This window comes from Bacillus sp. BC08 (genome assembly GCF_054326875.1).
The window spans coordinates 86,576-100,374 of the sequence record NZ_JBTGPA010000034.1; the positions used below are offsets into that span (position 1 = coordinate 86,576).

18 protein-coding genes are annotated in these 13,799 nt (G+C 33.0%); 5 read left to right on the forward strand and 13 right to left on the reverse strand.

The features are described 5' to 3' along the window. Window positions 1-5: 5 nt before the first annotated feature. The 3 genes from sigB to ACXVYO_RS16545 are packed head-to-tail and all read right to left on the reverse strand — an operon-like array spanning window position 6 to window position 1,572. The gene (gene sigB / locus ACXVYO_RS16535) at window positions 6-782 is read right to left on the reverse strand and encodes an RNA polymerase sigma factor SigB (protein ID WP_458467871.1); all 777 of its coding nucleotides are present in this window, start codon (window positions 780-782) and stop codon (window positions 6-8) included. Next, window positions 745-1,227: an anti-sigma B factor RsbW gene (rsbW, locus tag ACXVYO_RS16540; RefSeq protein ID WP_458467872.1), complete on the reverse strand. Its 483-nt coding sequence runs from the start codon at window positions 1,225-1,227 to the stop codon at window positions 745-747. The genes sigB and rsbW overlap by 38 nt, the downstream gene beginning before the upstream one ends. A 6-nt stretch (window positions 1,228-1,233) precedes the next feature. Continuing rightward, the gene (locus ACXVYO_RS16545) at window positions 1,234-1,572 is read right to left on the reverse strand and encodes an STAS domain-containing protein (protein WP_458467873.1); all 339 of its coding nucleotides are present in this window, start codon (window positions 1,570-1,572) and stop codon (window positions 1,234-1,236) included. Between the two features lie 196 nt (window positions 1,573-1,768). On the opposite strand from ACXVYO_RS16545, the gene ACXVYO_RS16550 reads away from it, so the two are divergent. After that, window positions 1,769-1,969 (forward strand): hypothetical protein, encoded by a 201-nt coding sequence (locus ACXVYO_RS16550; protein WP_048545443.1) that lies wholly within the window; start codon window positions 1,769-1,771, stop codon window positions 1,967-1,969. A gap of 182 nt (window positions 1,970-2,151) precedes the next feature. On the opposite strand, the gene ACXVYO_RS16555 is transcribed toward ACXVYO_RS16550, so the two are convergent. The 3 genes from ACXVYO_RS16555 to ACXVYO_RS16565 all read right to left on the reverse strand — a co-directional run bounded on the left by ACXVYO_RS16555 (window position 2,152) and on the right by ACXVYO_RS16565 (window position 3,104). Beyond that, the gene (locus ACXVYO_RS16555; RefSeq protein ID WP_000522902.1) at window positions 2,152-2,403 is read right to left on the reverse strand and encodes a GlsB/YeaQ/YmgE family stress response membrane protein; all 252 of its coding nucleotides are present in this window, start codon (window positions 2,401-2,403) and stop codon (window positions 2,152-2,154) included. Window positions 2,404-2,478: 75 nt separating this feature from the next. Next, window positions 2,479-2,679, reverse strand: coding sequence for a CsbD family protein (locus ACXVYO_RS16560; RefSeq protein ID WP_458467874.1), 201 nt, complete (start codon window positions 2,677-2,679; stop codon window positions 2,479-2,481). A 35-nt stretch (window positions 2,680-2,714) separates the two neighbouring features. Next, complete coding sequence (locus tag ACXVYO_RS16565) at window positions 2,715-3,104, reverse strand: general stress protein (RefSeq protein ID WP_063260039.1); 390 nt, start codon at window positions 3,102-3,104, stop codon at window positions 2,715-2,717. A 192-nt stretch (window positions 3,105-3,296) separates the two neighbouring features. Here ACXVYO_RS16565 and ACXVYO_RS16570 point away from each other — a divergent pair, with 192 nt between their 5' ends. Both ACXVYO_RS16570 and ACXVYO_RS16575 read left to right on the forward strand, forming a co-directional pair. Beyond that, a complete protein-coding gene (locus ACXVYO_RS16570) occupies window positions 3,297-3,752 on the forward strand; it encodes an LptM family lipoprotein (protein ID WP_458467875.1) in 456 nt (151 codons plus the stop codon). Window positions 3,753-4,103: 351 nt separating this feature from the next. Beyond that, window positions 4,104-4,211, forward strand: a complete 108-nt coding sequence (locus tag ACXVYO_RS16575; protein WP_000505670.1) for a YjcZ family sporulation protein — start codon at window positions 4,104-4,106, stop codon at window positions 4,209-4,211. Window positions 4,212-4,405: 194 nt separating this feature from the next. Here ACXVYO_RS16575 and ACXVYO_RS16580 read toward each other — a convergent pair whose 3' ends face one another. The 5 genes from ACXVYO_RS16580 to ACXVYO_RS16600 all read right to left on the reverse strand — a co-directional run bounded on the left by ACXVYO_RS16580 (window position 4,406) and on the right by ACXVYO_RS16600 (window position 10,431). Continuing rightward, window positions 4,406-5,314 (reverse strand): alpha/beta fold hydrolase, encoded by a 909-nt coding sequence (locus tag ACXVYO_RS16580; protein WP_458467876.1) that lies wholly within the window; start codon window positions 5,312-5,314, stop codon window positions 4,406-4,408. Between the two features lie 900 nt (window positions 5,315-6,214). Further along, window positions 6,215-7,345 carry an S-layer homology domain-containing protein gene (locus ACXVYO_RS16585; protein WP_458467877.1) on the reverse strand — a complete coding sequence of 377 codons (1,131 nt, stop codon included), beginning with the start codon at window positions 7,343-7,345 and terminating at the stop codon, window positions 6,215-6,217. A 267-nt stretch (window positions 7,346-7,612) separates the two neighbouring features. Next, window positions 7,613-8,224, reverse strand: a complete 612-nt coding sequence (locus ACXVYO_RS16590; protein ID WP_458467878.1) for a DUF2812 domain-containing protein — start codon at window positions 8,222-8,224, stop codon at window positions 7,613-7,615. Between the two features lie 12 nt (window positions 8,225-8,236). Next, window positions 8,237-8,551 carry a PadR family transcriptional regulator gene (locus tag ACXVYO_RS16595; RefSeq protein WP_001078066.1) on the reverse strand — a complete coding sequence of 105 codons (315 nt, stop codon included), beginning with the start codon at window positions 8,549-8,551 and terminating at the stop codon, window positions 8,237-8,239. A 143-nt stretch (window positions 8,552-8,694) separates the two neighbouring features. Then, entirely contained in the window at window positions 8,695-10,431 is a 1,737-nt protein-coding gene (locus ACXVYO_RS16600) for an S-layer homology domain-containing protein (RefSeq protein WP_458467879.1), read from the reverse strand. 1,098 nt (window positions 10,432-11,529) lie between these two features. Between ACXVYO_RS16600 and ACXVYO_RS16605 the strand changes: the two genes are divergently transcribed. Further along, window positions 11,530-11,745, forward strand: a complete 216-nt coding sequence (locus ACXVYO_RS16605; RefSeq protein WP_458467880.1) for a hypothetical protein — start codon at window positions 11,530-11,532, stop codon at window positions 11,743-11,745. A gap of 288 nt (window positions 11,746-12,033) precedes the next feature. On the opposite strand, the gene ACXVYO_RS16610 is transcribed toward ACXVYO_RS16605, so the two are convergent. Next, window positions 12,034-12,315 (reverse strand): LCI fold-containing protein, encoded by a 282-nt coding sequence (locus tag ACXVYO_RS16610; protein WP_000473837.1) that lies wholly within the window; start codon window positions 12,313-12,315, stop codon window positions 12,034-12,036. Window positions 12,316-12,718: 403 nt separating this feature from the next. Between ACXVYO_RS16610 and ACXVYO_RS16615 the strand changes: the two genes are divergently transcribed. After that, complete coding sequence (locus ACXVYO_RS16615) at window positions 12,719-12,829, forward strand: YjcZ family sporulation protein (RefSeq protein WP_000540371.1); 111 nt, start codon at window positions 12,719-12,721, stop codon at window positions 12,827-12,829. A 237-nt stretch (window positions 12,830-13,066) separates the two neighbouring features. Here the strand turns inward: ACXVYO_RS16615 and ACXVYO_RS16620 are convergent, their stop codons facing one another. Further along, on the reverse strand, window positions 13,067-13,348 hold the full coding sequence (locus ACXVYO_RS16620) for a hypothetical protein (RefSeq protein WP_458467881.1): 282 nt from the start codon (window positions 13,346-13,348) through the stop codon (window positions 13,067-13,069). Window positions 13,349-13,799 lie beyond the last annotated feature (451 nt).

The window sequence follows — 13,799 nt, forward strand, 5'->3', positions numbered from 1 at the left end:
AATTTTTATGTATCTAAAAATGCTGCTTGCTTCAATTTACTTATCGCTTGCCTTTTAATACGAGAAACGTGCATTTGTGATATACCTAACCGTTCCCCTGTATCCTTTTGATTTAAATTTTCTCCAAATATATAATGAATAACACTCTTTTCCGTATCATTTAATACGTTAAAAATATCATTTAAAACGAGACGTCTTTCTGTCTCTTCATATCCTTGCTCTACTTCACCTACAGATTCAATTCTCGCTACCGAACTTCCATCAGATGAATTTTCAACTACATCATCTAAGGAAGATACTCTATAATTATTTTTCGCATCCATAATTTCTAGCACTTCCTCTTCGGATAGTCCTAAATGATCCGCAATCTCTATAATCTTCGGTGAACGTTGCAAACGATCTGTTAGCTCCTCTATCGCAAGTTTAATCTTTCCGCCTAAATCTTTAATTCGCCTCGGAACATGAATACCCCAAGTTTTATCACGTAAATACTTCTTTATTTCACCTACTATCGTAGGTATTGCAAACGGCTCAAAAGCATTCCCTATCGAATAATCATACCTTCTTATTGCACCTAAGAGCCCTAACATCCCTACTTGTATAATATCCTCATGCATCGGCCCACCTTTTGAATAACGATATGCAATGGAATGTACGAGGTTTTTATAGTGAACAACCAACCTTTCCTGCGCTTCATCACATTGGTTTTGTTGGAAGTCTACAATTAGTTTAATAACGTCTTCTTTAGCAAGATTTGTAGGTTGAGATTGGATTTCCATCATTCTCCACCTGCTCTCTTTGTATATATTTTGTCATTAAAACTGTCATGCCCTCATCATGCATAATTTGTATATCATCCATTAACGTATTGATTAAATATAAGCCTAAACCATTTTCCGGCAAATGTTCTACTGGTTTATTAATATCATACGGACCAACTTTACTTTTTAAAGTGCTGAAATCAAAGCTAACCCCATTATCCGCAACCATAATTTCTAATCGATCTTCATATAGACCAAAGACAATTGCAATTTCTCCAACGTCTTCTTTGTATGCATGTTGTACAATATTTGTACATGCTTCACTAATAGCAATTTTCATATCTTCTATATCGTCATAAGCAAAGCCCATTCGATTCGCAACACCAGCCATTGTTAAACGAATAATAGCCACATATTCTGCCTTTGCAGGAATTTTCATTTCTATCTTTTCAAATCTCTCCATCATCCCTAGTCACCTTCTTTCTACTTTTTCAAAATCGGAATTCAAATTTAATATTTCTGTTAGCCCTGTAATATCAAATAATCTTTTTAGTCTTTTAGATACACCAATAAATTCTAATTTGCCATCATTTTTCTTAACCGCTTTTAATAGAGCTATAAACACGCCTAAGCCTGTACTATCCATATACTCTACCTCAGTAAAATCTACTACAATATGAACCTCTTTCTCACTTGCAATAGGCATGATCTTATTTTTTAAATCTGATGCCGTATACGCATCAATCTCACCATTAAGTTGTACCGTATAGCCTACATCATTTTGCACAATATTTACTGCCAAATTCATCATTTCCGCCCCCTTATCTAAAACTTCTACTATGTAATTACCCATAAAAATTAGTTTTAAACATATTTTTTAATTTTAATTATAAATAAATTTTCTACACCTTTCCCAGCTTCATGCTTAAAAAATACTAAAAAATGTTTAAACCTTATAAATTTGTGTATGTATAATGTATAAACATTATTTTTAGGGGGATCTATCTATGGAAGAGCACAACTTTAAAAAGGGAGATTTCGTTCAATTTTCTTATCGACACGATCATGCTACAAAATTAGTTGGTTCCATTATTAACATACTGACGAATACAATTGTAGTGGATATAGGTAATGATGAGGACTTATCTCATATAGAACCAAGGCAGGTTGTAAGAATAAATAATTGTGAAAAAGTAACGATGGTTTAATACATAATAGAAAGTGTAATGTTAATGAGTGGGGGTTCTTCATCCTCCACTCATTCCTATGCAGATTACATAAAAAAAGCATCCAAATTAGTTTAATTGGATGCTTTTTTTATGTATTTTTACGAGCTTATTAACCTTATAGTCACATATAACAAACTTAAGATTACTATTCATTATCATACTTATGCTTTCCGCAGCATTCTAGAAAAGAATGTAACGATTAAAATAAAGACGATTGCACCTAATAACGCTGGAAGAATAAAGATGCCTCCCCATTCAGGACCCCAATGTCCAAATAACGCACTACCTACCCAAGATCCAATTAATCCGGCAATCACATTACCAACTATACCTAAAGGAAAGTCTTTTCCTGTAATCATTCCAGCTAACGCACCAATAAGTCCACCTACAATACACGTAATAATAAGTCCCACAATTAAACCTCCTATATTATTTTTATATTGGGTTTATCAAGCTTTGGTGTACAACCAAAGCTTGATAAACATGTATTATTCTTTATGATCCAATCCATCACTTACCTTTTGTTTCACTTTTCCGACTTTTTCTTTTATCGTTCCCTTCGTCTTCTCCCACTTCCCTTCATTTTTCAACTCTCTATCCTCTGTAATTTCACCAATTCCTTCTTTTATTTGTCCTTTTTTCTTTTCAACTTTACCCGTTATTTGTTCTTTCAGCCCGTTTTCACTCATTTTTATAATCTCCTTTTCGTAATAGATTTATAGATTTAAAGAGTATACATGCATCTTCTTTCTTGTAACCATTCACCGACTCTTTCTAAATCCTTAACGAATAACAAGATTTTTCCTTCATCCAGCTTTTCTTCGTAGAAGTTTGCTTCTTCCTCATTAAGCCCTAACTCTTGCATCTTATTTCTTAACTGATCTCCCGTGTTTTGAAAGACGTTAATAATGCTTGTCCCAAGCCCTTCCTCTTTTATCCCAATTGTATTCACGTCTGCATTGTCTGCAATTCTATCTGTCCTTTCTTTTTCATGTGTTAATACGTAAATATCTTTTTGGTCTATTCCTTTCTTCACTAGATCATTTGCCGCATTCATGACCTCTTTCTCCGTAATAAATTCATATACAAAAGGTTTACTATACTTCGTTTCCATTTTTAACTTCCTCCTTTAAAATGAATTATTTGTTATATTATATGTAGTACACCCATTTTCGAAATGTTAAACATAAAATATGAAAAAAGTTATGTGAATTTTTTCTATCCTAAAACTAGTAGAATAAATCTACTTACAATAACTACCTAAATTAACAGAAAATTATTATAATTAAACATAAGGAGGGATACTATGAAAAAAATCATATCTATATGCGCTCTAACCGCTCTATCTTTCACTTTAATAGGCTGTGCAAGTACCTCAGCTACAGACAAATCTCCACAAGCTAAACAAGAACAGAAACAAAATGCCTTTCAATTAAACTCCGCAAATATTACAGATATCGAAATACTTAGCACAAAAAATAACAACATTTCAAAATCTCAAACAGATAACGAAGAAATGATACAATCTATCGTTTCAGCAGTTCAAAAAGGCACTCCTAAGCAAATCACACTAGATCAAAAAAAGAGAGAATCTGCACATTCTACTATTACCGTTACATATAAAGATGACGCAAAAGAAGAGTTTCTTGTGTGGGTTGATAATAAGGAGCAAATTACGATTGCTAAAGATGAGAAGAAAGATAAAGTGGATGGTGTGGTAGTGAACATTAAAGATGTGAAAATGATGAAGGATTTCTTTTAAAATTCTAATATAATTGATATTAAAAAAGAGTAGGATTACATCCTACTCTTTTTTAATCATGTCCAATAAATAAACTTTTATAAAGTGAAACTTTAATCAGTGGGGGTTTTATTCATCCCCCACTGATTATTAGTTGAACTAATCGGACTTTAATGGGCAGCCCGACCCCCACCTAACTTCTTTGCTTTCGCTGAATTTTAAGGTGGGGGTCTTACTGCCCATTAAAGCGGGATAAATCTATTTTGGAAAGGACCTGCTCCATTCATTCGTAAAAGCATAAAGTAAATTGAATCCGTTAAAACACATGAGTGAACCTTTGGTTTTCCCCTCCTATTAAAAGGAGGAACTATGATGGGCTTTGGGGGTAGTTGTGGCGGCTGTGGCTTCGCCGGAGGATTTGCATTATTAGTTGTATTGTTTATTTTATTAATCATCGTTGGAGCTGCTTGCTTCTGCTAAAAAACTATCGAAAAGACACTCATGTGAGTGTCTTTTCTTTATATGTAAAAAAAGCCCACCTATTTCCGTAGGCGGGCCTTATCTTTATTACACAATAAGAAAGTATACTCTCTTTTTCTCTAAATTTTTATGTAATTATACATATTCATGAAAATAGATAAAGTTGTTATTACAACATATCTTCCACTTTCAACTTAGTTATCAGTAGAATGTTTTTCTATAAAATCAAGGATCCTCGCATTAACTTCGTTAGAGAACTCACCATTGATGGCGTGAGATGCATTTTTCCAGTTCACTATATCTATATCTTTAACGTACTTTTTTCCAGTTTCAACTGCTTTTACTGAATTATGCATTGTACTTTTTTCAGCCATTAAGGCAAGTACTGGGACATTGATATTTTTTAAGTCTTCTTTACTAAATAGATCAGGTGCTGGTGTTTTCAGTTTATAGTTACGCATACCCGACTCGATTAACTTAGCGATAGGTTCATCGTCATTTATTTCTGCTCCTCCAGAAACATAGCTTAACATCTTTTCTCGTATAAACTTAGGCACAATAGGAACGGAAGCTGGAATAGATGCTAGAATCATCTTTATGGATATTTGCGCAAATACAAAGACTGGATCCATTAAACTCGCCGTAGCAATATGCTCAGGATTATATCTGGCCAAGTTCATTGCTGTCCAACCTCCAATGGAGACACCCACGATATGTACTTTTTCTAAACCTAATCCTTCAATTACTTCATTTAACCATTCTGCTTGTTGTTTTTGGTTTTCAATTACCTTCGTTTGCGCGCTCATTCCAGGTTCACCGAGTAAATCGATTGTGTAAACAGGCCTTTTCTCCCTTAACCCTTCTAAATTTGGTACCCACATTGGAGTAGATGCACCACGTCCAGGGAGTAAGAGTATTGGTTCCTTATGTTTATTTTCCTCTTTAGTAAAGTAATACGTACGAATTGTACCATATGTAGTTTCTATATCTTTCGTATCGTTAGGTGTTGGAAGAAGTGCCATTGATTCATCGTAGGCAATTTGAAAGTCTTTTTTTCCCTTTTCAGATATAAAGTGACTAACCTTATTATCATCTCTCTTCATTTCAATTCCTCCTTTCTACAAATATATGGATGAAGTTTATCTATATACCCATGGCAGTAATCCATTGGAAATTTATCTTCTTTAAAGCAAAACTCTCTTTTAGAAAAAAGAAAAGACACCCTAAGGTGCCTTCCTCCGACTTGAACCATCTTAATTTTAATAATATGTATTGGACTCCCATCCAACTATTATTTTACCATGTTAAGTTGTTTTTGTTTATTGAGAAATACAATAGTTTATGTATGTCGGTCTTCTGTATTAGATATTTTGGTAATCCATGCAGCGATTAACAAGAGAACAAGCTATTAATTAAAGGTAAAACCACATGCTAAGCCGGTGTAACATACCAATAAAATTTATACTGTATATCTTATATATGACGTAGGAACCAGAAGAAAAAGGAATTAGCACGTAATTATCGTGAAGAAGTAGCCATAGTGGTAGTTCTAGTGAGGTTTGTACTAAATTAAGTTACGTACTTTTTTAAATTATATGTACAATGAAATTAACCCGGATATAACAATCAATGGAAGGATTACTGCGAGTTTATTTTTTAGAGGGACACGTTTGTCTGGGACACCGGGGTGGGTAACAAAAGCGAGTAAAACAATTGCTCCAATAATACCTAAAAGTATATGAATGATGATCATCCTCCTAAGGAATATTATTATTAATTTTATCACACCCAAACAAAAAAGGATACAAATAACAATTAACCCTAAATACACCATTATGAATTCCAATTATACAGCGTCACCAAACATAAAGTGAAACTATAATCAGCGATGAGTTTCCTTCCCCACTGATTATTAATTGAACCTATCGAGCATTTACGGGCAGATGAGAGATAACAGTAGAAATAATATAATTAAAAGAGGAGTGAAATTTCACTCCTCTTTTTTACTTGTGGATTTTAACACTCATTAGATCGCTACTAGAATTTTGCTTCTCTAAGCTTATCTCTATTTTAAGATTGTTTTTATTTATATCAAAATTACCTGTGCGTGTATTAGAAGCCACTATATTATCAATCTCTGTACTCAAATCTAAGTTTGGATTTATCATAGTGATCCACTTTTTCCCTAACTCTACTAACACCTTCTTACCTTGACCTCTATCAATTACAAAATTAACGGTAAAGTTACTTTCATTATCGCCTTCTACAGTGAAATTCCCATTAAATTCTGGAATCCCTTCTAATACCGGAGAGAATAACACGACCTCTGAACGTGGACCGCCTATCCCTATATATTTTAGCTCCGCATTATGTTTTGCGTTAATTTCAGTAATAAGATTTTGTGCTTCCTTAGATATAGATTTTTTTAATACCGAAGAGCTATCCATCCAACCTTCATGATAATAAATGAGCTCGTCTGCTAAATCTTGTGGGATAGCAGTAGGCTTTGACTCATGCCCTTTTTCCGATTTATTAATTGCATTGTATAAGAATAGTGCATACTGCTCACGAGTCACGAGACTTTGTGGTTCAAACTTATTATCGCCCGTACCAGCAGCAATTTTATATTCTTGTAATGCACTGATAGCATTTGTTGCCCAGTAATTTTTATCTACATCTTTGAAAGTGGTAGTAGATGTTGCTTTGAAGTTAAAAGCCTTTGTTAATACAACAGCTAATTGTTCACGTGTTAAAACATTATCTGGACCAAATTTCCCATTACCAAATCCGTTCATAATACCAGCTTTATTAAGAGCTAAGATTTCTTTTTCAAACATATGACCTTCTATATCTGTGAAAGAGTTTTGTGCATTAAGTTCATCTACTGGCTTCAAGTAGGCATATATTAGTCTAGCTACTTGTCCTCGTGTAATATTATCACCAAAACCAAACATTCCGTTTCCATAACCAGCCACAATATTTTTCTCTTTTAAATCCATAATTGCTTGATAAGACCAGTGATTTTCAGGAACATCTTTAAATCCTAGTGTATTTTCTGCTTGCACATTTGTTAGAGGAGTTAGTGTTGTTGATGCAATAACTGCCCCTGCTAAAATTAATTGTTTAAAATTCATAATTGAATCCCCTTATTCTTAAAATAATATATTTAAAAAAATACCGTACACATACTTTTTAATATTAACATATAAAGATGCCTTTTGTAGGTTAATTATGGAATATTTAAAGAAGATTATTCCAGCATATAATGTTTATAAAACTAAATTAAAACCGTACTAACTTGCTTCCAATACGCACTCATTTCCTTTATCCATTTTTAAAAAATACAATTTATAAATGCAAAAAATCCCCTCAAAGCATCAGCTTTAAGGGGACCCATCCTATCATCTTCTCTCTTCATACAACCGATTCGCTTTATACGAGCAAACGAAAAACATACATGTCGCAACAGGGATAAATGTCAAAAACAATCCTCTCATTAATGCAAATGGTGTTTCAAATAAGAATGACCATAGAAATGATACGCCTTGCTTATCCCATAATCCAGGCGTCAAGTATAGTTCTTTCGGATTTACACATGCTCCTAAATTCATCGTATTACTATACATAAATAAAAATAATATCGGTAAATAACAGATCGCTAATTCTAAAAATGTTTTAGATAGACGTTTATACTTCCCTGCTCGTGACATTTGATCTGAAAAAATGTCATCTTCACTTTCTTCATTTACCTTTTTAAAATAGTACGTACCTGACCACCGATTACCAGCTATATGCTCCCAGCCGCTATCTTCAAATAATGTACAGTAATTAATAAATTCACTTTTTCTACTAAATACTCTATGGTCTATTCTAATCGTCGCATCTTCCGGCTCTGTATATCTAAATGTATAACCAAATGTATTGCTTTCTAGTTGATAGCCTTTCCAAGCCATCTCTTCTAACCATTTTTCCTCTTTCTCAAAATCTAAAAAGAATTTCAATCTCCACATCATCGTTCCCCCTAACTATACGTGTAATAAACTCTTTGTAACCTCAATAATGTGCTGCATTCTCATAAAGTCTAAGTGCAATACTTCTTTCCCACGTTCCGTAATGACATACACTTTTCTTCGTTTATCTTCACTTTTTACCGATTCTATTAACCCTTGTTTTAATAAATTTTCAACCGCACCATACAATGTACCCGCTGCGATTTTCACTTGATGATTACTCAGTTCCTCCACCTTTTGCATAATTAAATATCCATGAGCTGGCTCTAATAAAGCTAAAAGAACGTAATACGTTGTTTCCGTTAATGGTAAATTTTTATCTCTATTCATAAAGACCTCCAATGTAACGATAAATATATAGCTAAACTATATAGTTCAACTGTATAGTTTGATTTTATACAGTTGAACTGTATATGTCAAATTAAGTTAAAAAAAAAACAACCTAGATCCAACATGGGATCTAGGTTGCTTTTTTACATAAATGTAATCGTCACTAAAGAATATCCTTCTTTCGCATTATACGGCTCAGCTTTATAAGAAACACGGTTTGCCCCTTGCGGATAACCGATTTCCCCAATTGCTTTTTTCACATCTTGCAATGCGCCATCCATTGATTGTTTATACAGGATTTCAATCTTTGGTGACTTTTCGTTATAACGTTGCTGCATTTTATTTTTGAATTCATTATAGTTATTTGCGATGTATTCATTTCCTAAATAGTTTAACTTTGTGTCTTTTAATATTTGCTGATATGCAGGAATCTTCGTACCACCTGCCGCAATTTTATTTGTTAATGTACTATAATAATTTGTTGTAGCTTGCGGATAGTCCCCGCGGTTCCACTCATGATTTCTTGCGATTTGCTCGTCAGATAAGTTGAAATAAGAATACGTTACGCGCCCTTGTTCATCTGGCACCGGATCATCAAATGTTGTATCAAGGTGATACCATTTGTTTTCGATTTTCACCAAGTTCCAAGCGTGAGGCTGACCGTCTCCAGTTCCTACTACAAAATGATTCTCAATTCCAGCTTCTTTTAATAATTGATAGGTTAATAGTGCATAACCTTGGCAAACCGCAGAACGATTTACGAGTGCTTCATATGCTGTGTAAGCTTTATAAGACGTATCATAAGAAATATGCTTTACGACATAATCATGAATCGCCTTCACTTTTTCATGATCATCCATTCCTACTTGCGTAATCGAAGAAACGATTGCCTTTGCTTGCTTAATTACATATTCTGTTTGTTCTTTTGTTTCACGATATGTAATCTTTAACGTAAACGTATAATTTCCAGGTGATCCAGAAAGTCCATATGAAACATTCGATCTATTATAATTCGTATACTCATTTTTACTTGCAACTTCTTTATAGGCGTTAAAAAGAGTATCCATCACTTCTTTTGTATTACTATTTGTCGTTTTATACGGAAGTGTAATATTCGTTTCATACGTATTAATGCGTTTTTGCACTTCATCTTTAAATGCTGCTAATAATGCCGCATCCCCTGTATTTTTCACCGCAACTTCAGGCTGTTTATATTTCAAAGTATTATATAAAAACTGCGCATATTGTTCACGTTTTACCGTACTATATGGCTCAAACTTCCCTTCACCTGTACCAGAAGCAATCCCGTTTGATTGCACCGCACTAATTGCATTTTCACCCCAAAAACCACTTGAAACATCGTTAAATGTATGCTTTTGTTTCGCAGAAAGATGGAAAGCATTTGTAAGAATTTGCGCCATTTCTGCGCGGCTAACAGAATCTTTCGGTCTAAATCCACCTTTGTCATCACCTTTAAAAATCCCTAATTTCGTTAACGTTAAAACCTCTTCAGGAAACAATGTTGAACCTGAGCGAATATCTCGATATGGATTATTTAAAGTTGATCCATCTTGTAATACATAACGAGCACCGTCATTACTAAACGTACCACCTTGCTTATTCGGTACTAACACACGATAAATTAAAGCTGCAACTTGCTCTCTCGTCGCAACATCACCGAAACCAAACTTTCCATTTCCATAACCAGAAATAATGTTTTTACTCGCTAAATCTTTAATCGCTGGATACGACCAATGCGATGTAGGCACATCAGAAAAAACACCCGCCTCAGCAGCTTTCACATCACTGCCATTTGTATACAGTAAAGCACCACCAATAAGTGATAATGATGTAATTGATTTTAATAGTTTTGTGTACATAATTCCTTCTCCCAATACGTTCTCTATTTATGTTATTTTTTGTCGAAAAATCTAAAAATATGACAAAATACATTATACAATTAAAAGTTTTTGAGGGATATATTGAATTTTAAAATATGCAAAAATTCATATTAATATATTTTCCCGTGTTAATATTATGTTGTATTTATAAATATGTATAGGTAGTAACTCGTTATAACTCCCCTCATGGTAATCTCTAATTTTATATTGGAGTTCTTTAAAATAATTCTTCTTTATTTCTCAATATAAAGAGTCTTGGATTTTCATTAACACTCCTGTAATATTATTAACAAAGAGTAAGGTAAGAGTTACTCTTTGCCATTTTAGAAGAGGTTCTGTTGGAGACAACAGGACCTCTTTTCATATAGTGATAGTTTTATTGAATTTTTCACCACTAACTATAAAAAAACAACTTATAATCATAATGTCACAAATGAATGCATTTAGGATAAAACAACTTCCAGTTACACTAGAACTTATTCTTTTCATTCTTATAGTAATCAGCGCTGGTGGCTATTTAATAAAAGACTACCGACTATCATAATCTAATTTATAAAATATGAATTCCTTCGAATAAAACTCAATATTATGTCCATAATGTTGATAGGCTGTATGCCAACATTCATTTAGCTTTCTCTGTATCTCCTTGTATTGAGCAGTTAGCCATCGCTAGCTGCTCTTTAATATGTAACCTTGTTAGACAAGTTTTCATATAATGTAGTCATTCCTTTCTTATAAAGTGAAACTGTAATCAGTAGGGGTTTTGTTCATCCCCCACCTAACTTCTTTGCTTCCGCTGAATTTTCGGGCTGAGGTCTTACTGCCCGCAAGTAGCGAGATAAATTAAACCCGTCACTTGGATTATAAAAATTGAATTATATCCTATAATTTTTTCAGAAATCATCCATATTTTATTTCTAAAAAAGTGCTTTGCTTTACTGAAAGGTGGTTGCGGAAACAACCGCCTTTTTATTTATGGCAAAATAAGATTTCTATTAAGCCTCATTACAAAGTATGTTATTACTGGTACAAGCTGGTATAATGAATACAGATCAAACATTGAAAGGAAATATGACAATGAAAAGATATTTTAACTTCATTTCACTTTTCTTAACTGTACTTGTAATAATTAATCTTATAAATATACATACGAAGTACCAATTCTTTATAGGTGCATCTATAGCACTATGTTTAACTATTATTTCTACAAATGAAATTATAAAATTCCTTGCTACTAGTAGCTTATTAGTTTACGGATTCGCAGCTCTTACTCTTTTAAGTATTGCTTGCTAACTTTCAATGTCGCTTTTTATTAAAATAGCGTTTTTATGTAATTTTAATATGGAACATTCATACGTTACGTTTGATATATCCTTTTTGACAGAATGAATAATGAGCTATATCTTTTTCTCAATGAATTTAGATATTTAACATGGTAAAATAATATTCGTATGGGATTCCAATACATATTATTAAAATTAAGATGGTTCAAGTCGCAGGAAGGCACCTTTGGGTGTCTTTTTTGTGGAAAATCAGTTTAAAAACTAAAAGAACCTCAATAAATGAGGTTCAAAAAATCTACTATTTTAAATTACCTTCGTAAAAAGCAACTCCATTTTGAACATGTTTTAAATACCACGTAATCGTCCCGCCACAAACATTTTCATTAAAACTATTAGCATATACTCCATTTGAGTAATAAAGAGTTCTTTTGAATTTACCATTAGAATACTCATAAGGAATTGAGCACGTTGCTTGCTTCGGAGAGCTCACAGCTTTTTGCGTATCAGCTGAAGCTGCCCCAATTCCTCCTGTTAATGCAATACCAGTTGCCAATAGCCCTACCACTAATTTCTTGAACATAATAAATCCCCCTTTAATAGTTTTTATAGCTTACAACTTAAATGTATCACTTTTGTAATTTTTGTAAATATATTGAATATGTAGAAATATTTATTTAATTTTTGGTAATATTAGGATTCTATTTTATCAAATGGAAAATAGAGGAGTTTAGGCAAGTATGTAACAATGCATAATAAATCAATCAGATATTATGCTATACTCACAAAGAGCTGATACAAAATTTCTTTAGATTGGAAAACTAAAGTCTTATCTACCTAACAGAAAGGCGCCTAATGGCGTCTTTTCTTTATTTTCAAAAGGACCTGCTCCATTTATTCTTTAAAACATAAAGTAAAGTGAACCCGTTAAAATCCATGGAATGAACCCTAGTTTTACCCTCTTATCTAAAGGAGGCACTATTGTTATGGGATATGGTGGTAGTTGCGGCGAAGGCTGCGGTTTCGCTGGAGGATTTGCTTTACTAGTTGTATTATTTATTCTATTAATCATTATCGGATGCAGTTGTTTCTGCTAAAAAACTATTAGAAAAGGTACCTATATATAGGTACCTTTTCTTTATGTGCCTTATTCATTATCTGATTCCAAATTTTTATCACGATTGGATTCGTTTTTTTCATTTTTCGCATTCGTCACACCTCAAATATAAATCGATTTAAGACATGAGGTTTTAACTAAAAGAATTTGGGACCATTTTGTCCCGCAAAGAAAGACCTTTTATTTTAATTAAAAGGTCTTTCTTTTTATATATTTATTAAGATTTATATTTTTTGACTGTACAAGGAATAGTTACAATGTATAAATCTATAGCATAGATTGTAACCCAAATCCCTTTACCTTCAGCCGCTAGCTTTTCATTTAATTGTGATAAATGCTCTGAAACTTTTCTTTTACCCCATCTTCTAGGAAACCATTGAAAAACCTTAGGAATGTTATGTTTTTTGTTATACCATACGTTCAATCTCCAAAAAATCAAGAAAAACGAGACAATCACTACAATACAAAAAATATCAAAATATGAAATTCCTAAAATCATATAATATATTCTCCATTTCCATTAAAGCTCAGATAATTTTTTTCTTATATAAAATCAGAGAAAAGATAGCAGCCTCCCACCCTCACAATATACAGTTATATACAGCTTATCACCAATTCTATTAGAGGAAATATCATCGGAATACCCTCAAATTATACCTATCTAAAAACAAAATATGGACTTTATTCACTTTTACGATACATTTATATGTTACGTTGGATAAGTCCTTTTATAAACCGTTTTTTTGATGTAGATGCCATTATTCTCAATACAATAGGAGCAATTATTGGAATATATATAGGAATAAGAAGATCCCCTCTAGTTTAAGCAAGAGAGGATCTTCTTATTCCTATATCAAACTACTCACAAACTCCGCAAAGATCACTTCAAACGCATACACACCTGCATCTGGATAGCCTAAACTTAGTCATACGACAACGATTGCTTTAAC

Coding starts and splice junctions, on each gene's coding strand:
- ACXVYO_RS16560 (WP_458467874.1), bottom strand. CDS start 2,679: ATGAGTGAAAACGGGCTGAAAGAACAAATAACGGGTAAAGTTGAAAAG.
- ACXVYO_RS16580 (WP_458467876.1), bottom strand. CDS start 5,314: ATGAAGAGAGATGATAATAAGGTTAGTCACTTTATATCTGAAAAGGGA.
- ACXVYO_RS16545 (WP_458467873.1), bottom strand. CDS start 1,572: ATGATGAATTTGGCAGTAAATATTGTGCAAAATGATGTAGGCTATACG.
- ACXVYO_RS16600 (WP_458467879.1), bottom strand. CDS start 10,431: ATGTACACAAAACTATTAAAATCAATTACATCATTATCACTTATTGGT.
- ACXVYO_RS16620 (WP_458467881.1), bottom strand. CDS start 13,348: ATGATTTTAGGAATTTCATATTTTGATATTTTTTGTATTGTAGTGATT.
- ACXVYO_RS16605 (WP_458467880.1), top strand. CDS start 11,530: ATGAAAAGATATTTTAACTTCATTTCACTTTTCTTAACTGTACTTGTA.
- rsbW (WP_458467872.1), bottom strand. CDS start 1,227: ATGATGGAGAGATTTGAAAAGATAGAAATGAAAATTCCTGCAAAGGCA.
- ACXVYO_RS16550 (WP_048545443.1), top strand. CDS start 1,769: ATGGAAGAGCACAACTTTAAAAAGGGAGATTTCGTTCAATTTTCTTAT.
- ACXVYO_RS16595 (WP_001078066.1), bottom strand. CDS start 8,551: ATGAATAGAGATAAAAATTTACCATTAACGGAAACAACGTATTACGTT.
- ACXVYO_RS16565 (WP_063260039.1), bottom strand. CDS start 3,104: ATGGAAACGAAGTATAGTAAACCTTTTGTATATGAATTTATTACGGAG.
- ACXVYO_RS16590 (WP_458467878.1), bottom strand. CDS start 8,224: ATGATGTGGAGATTGAAATTCTTTTTAGATTTTGAGAAAGAGGAAAAA.
- ACXVYO_RS16570 (WP_458467875.1), top strand. CDS start 3,297: ATGAAAAAAATCATATCTATATGCGCTCTAACCGCTCTATCTTTCACT.
- ACXVYO_RS16575 (WP_000505670.1), top strand. CDS start 4,104: ATGGGCTTTGGGGGTAGTTGTGGCGGCTGTGGCTTCGCCGGAGGATTT.
- ACXVYO_RS16610 (WP_000473837.1), bottom strand. CDS start 12,315: ATGTTCAAGAAATTAGTGGTAGGGCTATTGGCAACTGGTATTGCATTA.
- sigB (WP_458467871.1), bottom strand. CDS start 782: ATGATGGAAATCCAATCTCAACCTACAAATCTTGCTAAAGAAGACGTT.
- ACXVYO_RS16615 (WP_000540371.1), top strand. CDS start 12,719: ATGGGATATGGTGGTAGTTGCGGCGAAGGCTGCGGTTTCGCTGGAGGA.
- ACXVYO_RS16585 (WP_458467877.1), bottom strand. CDS start 7,345: ATGAATTTTAAACAATTAATTTTAGCAGGGGCAGTTATTGCATCAACA.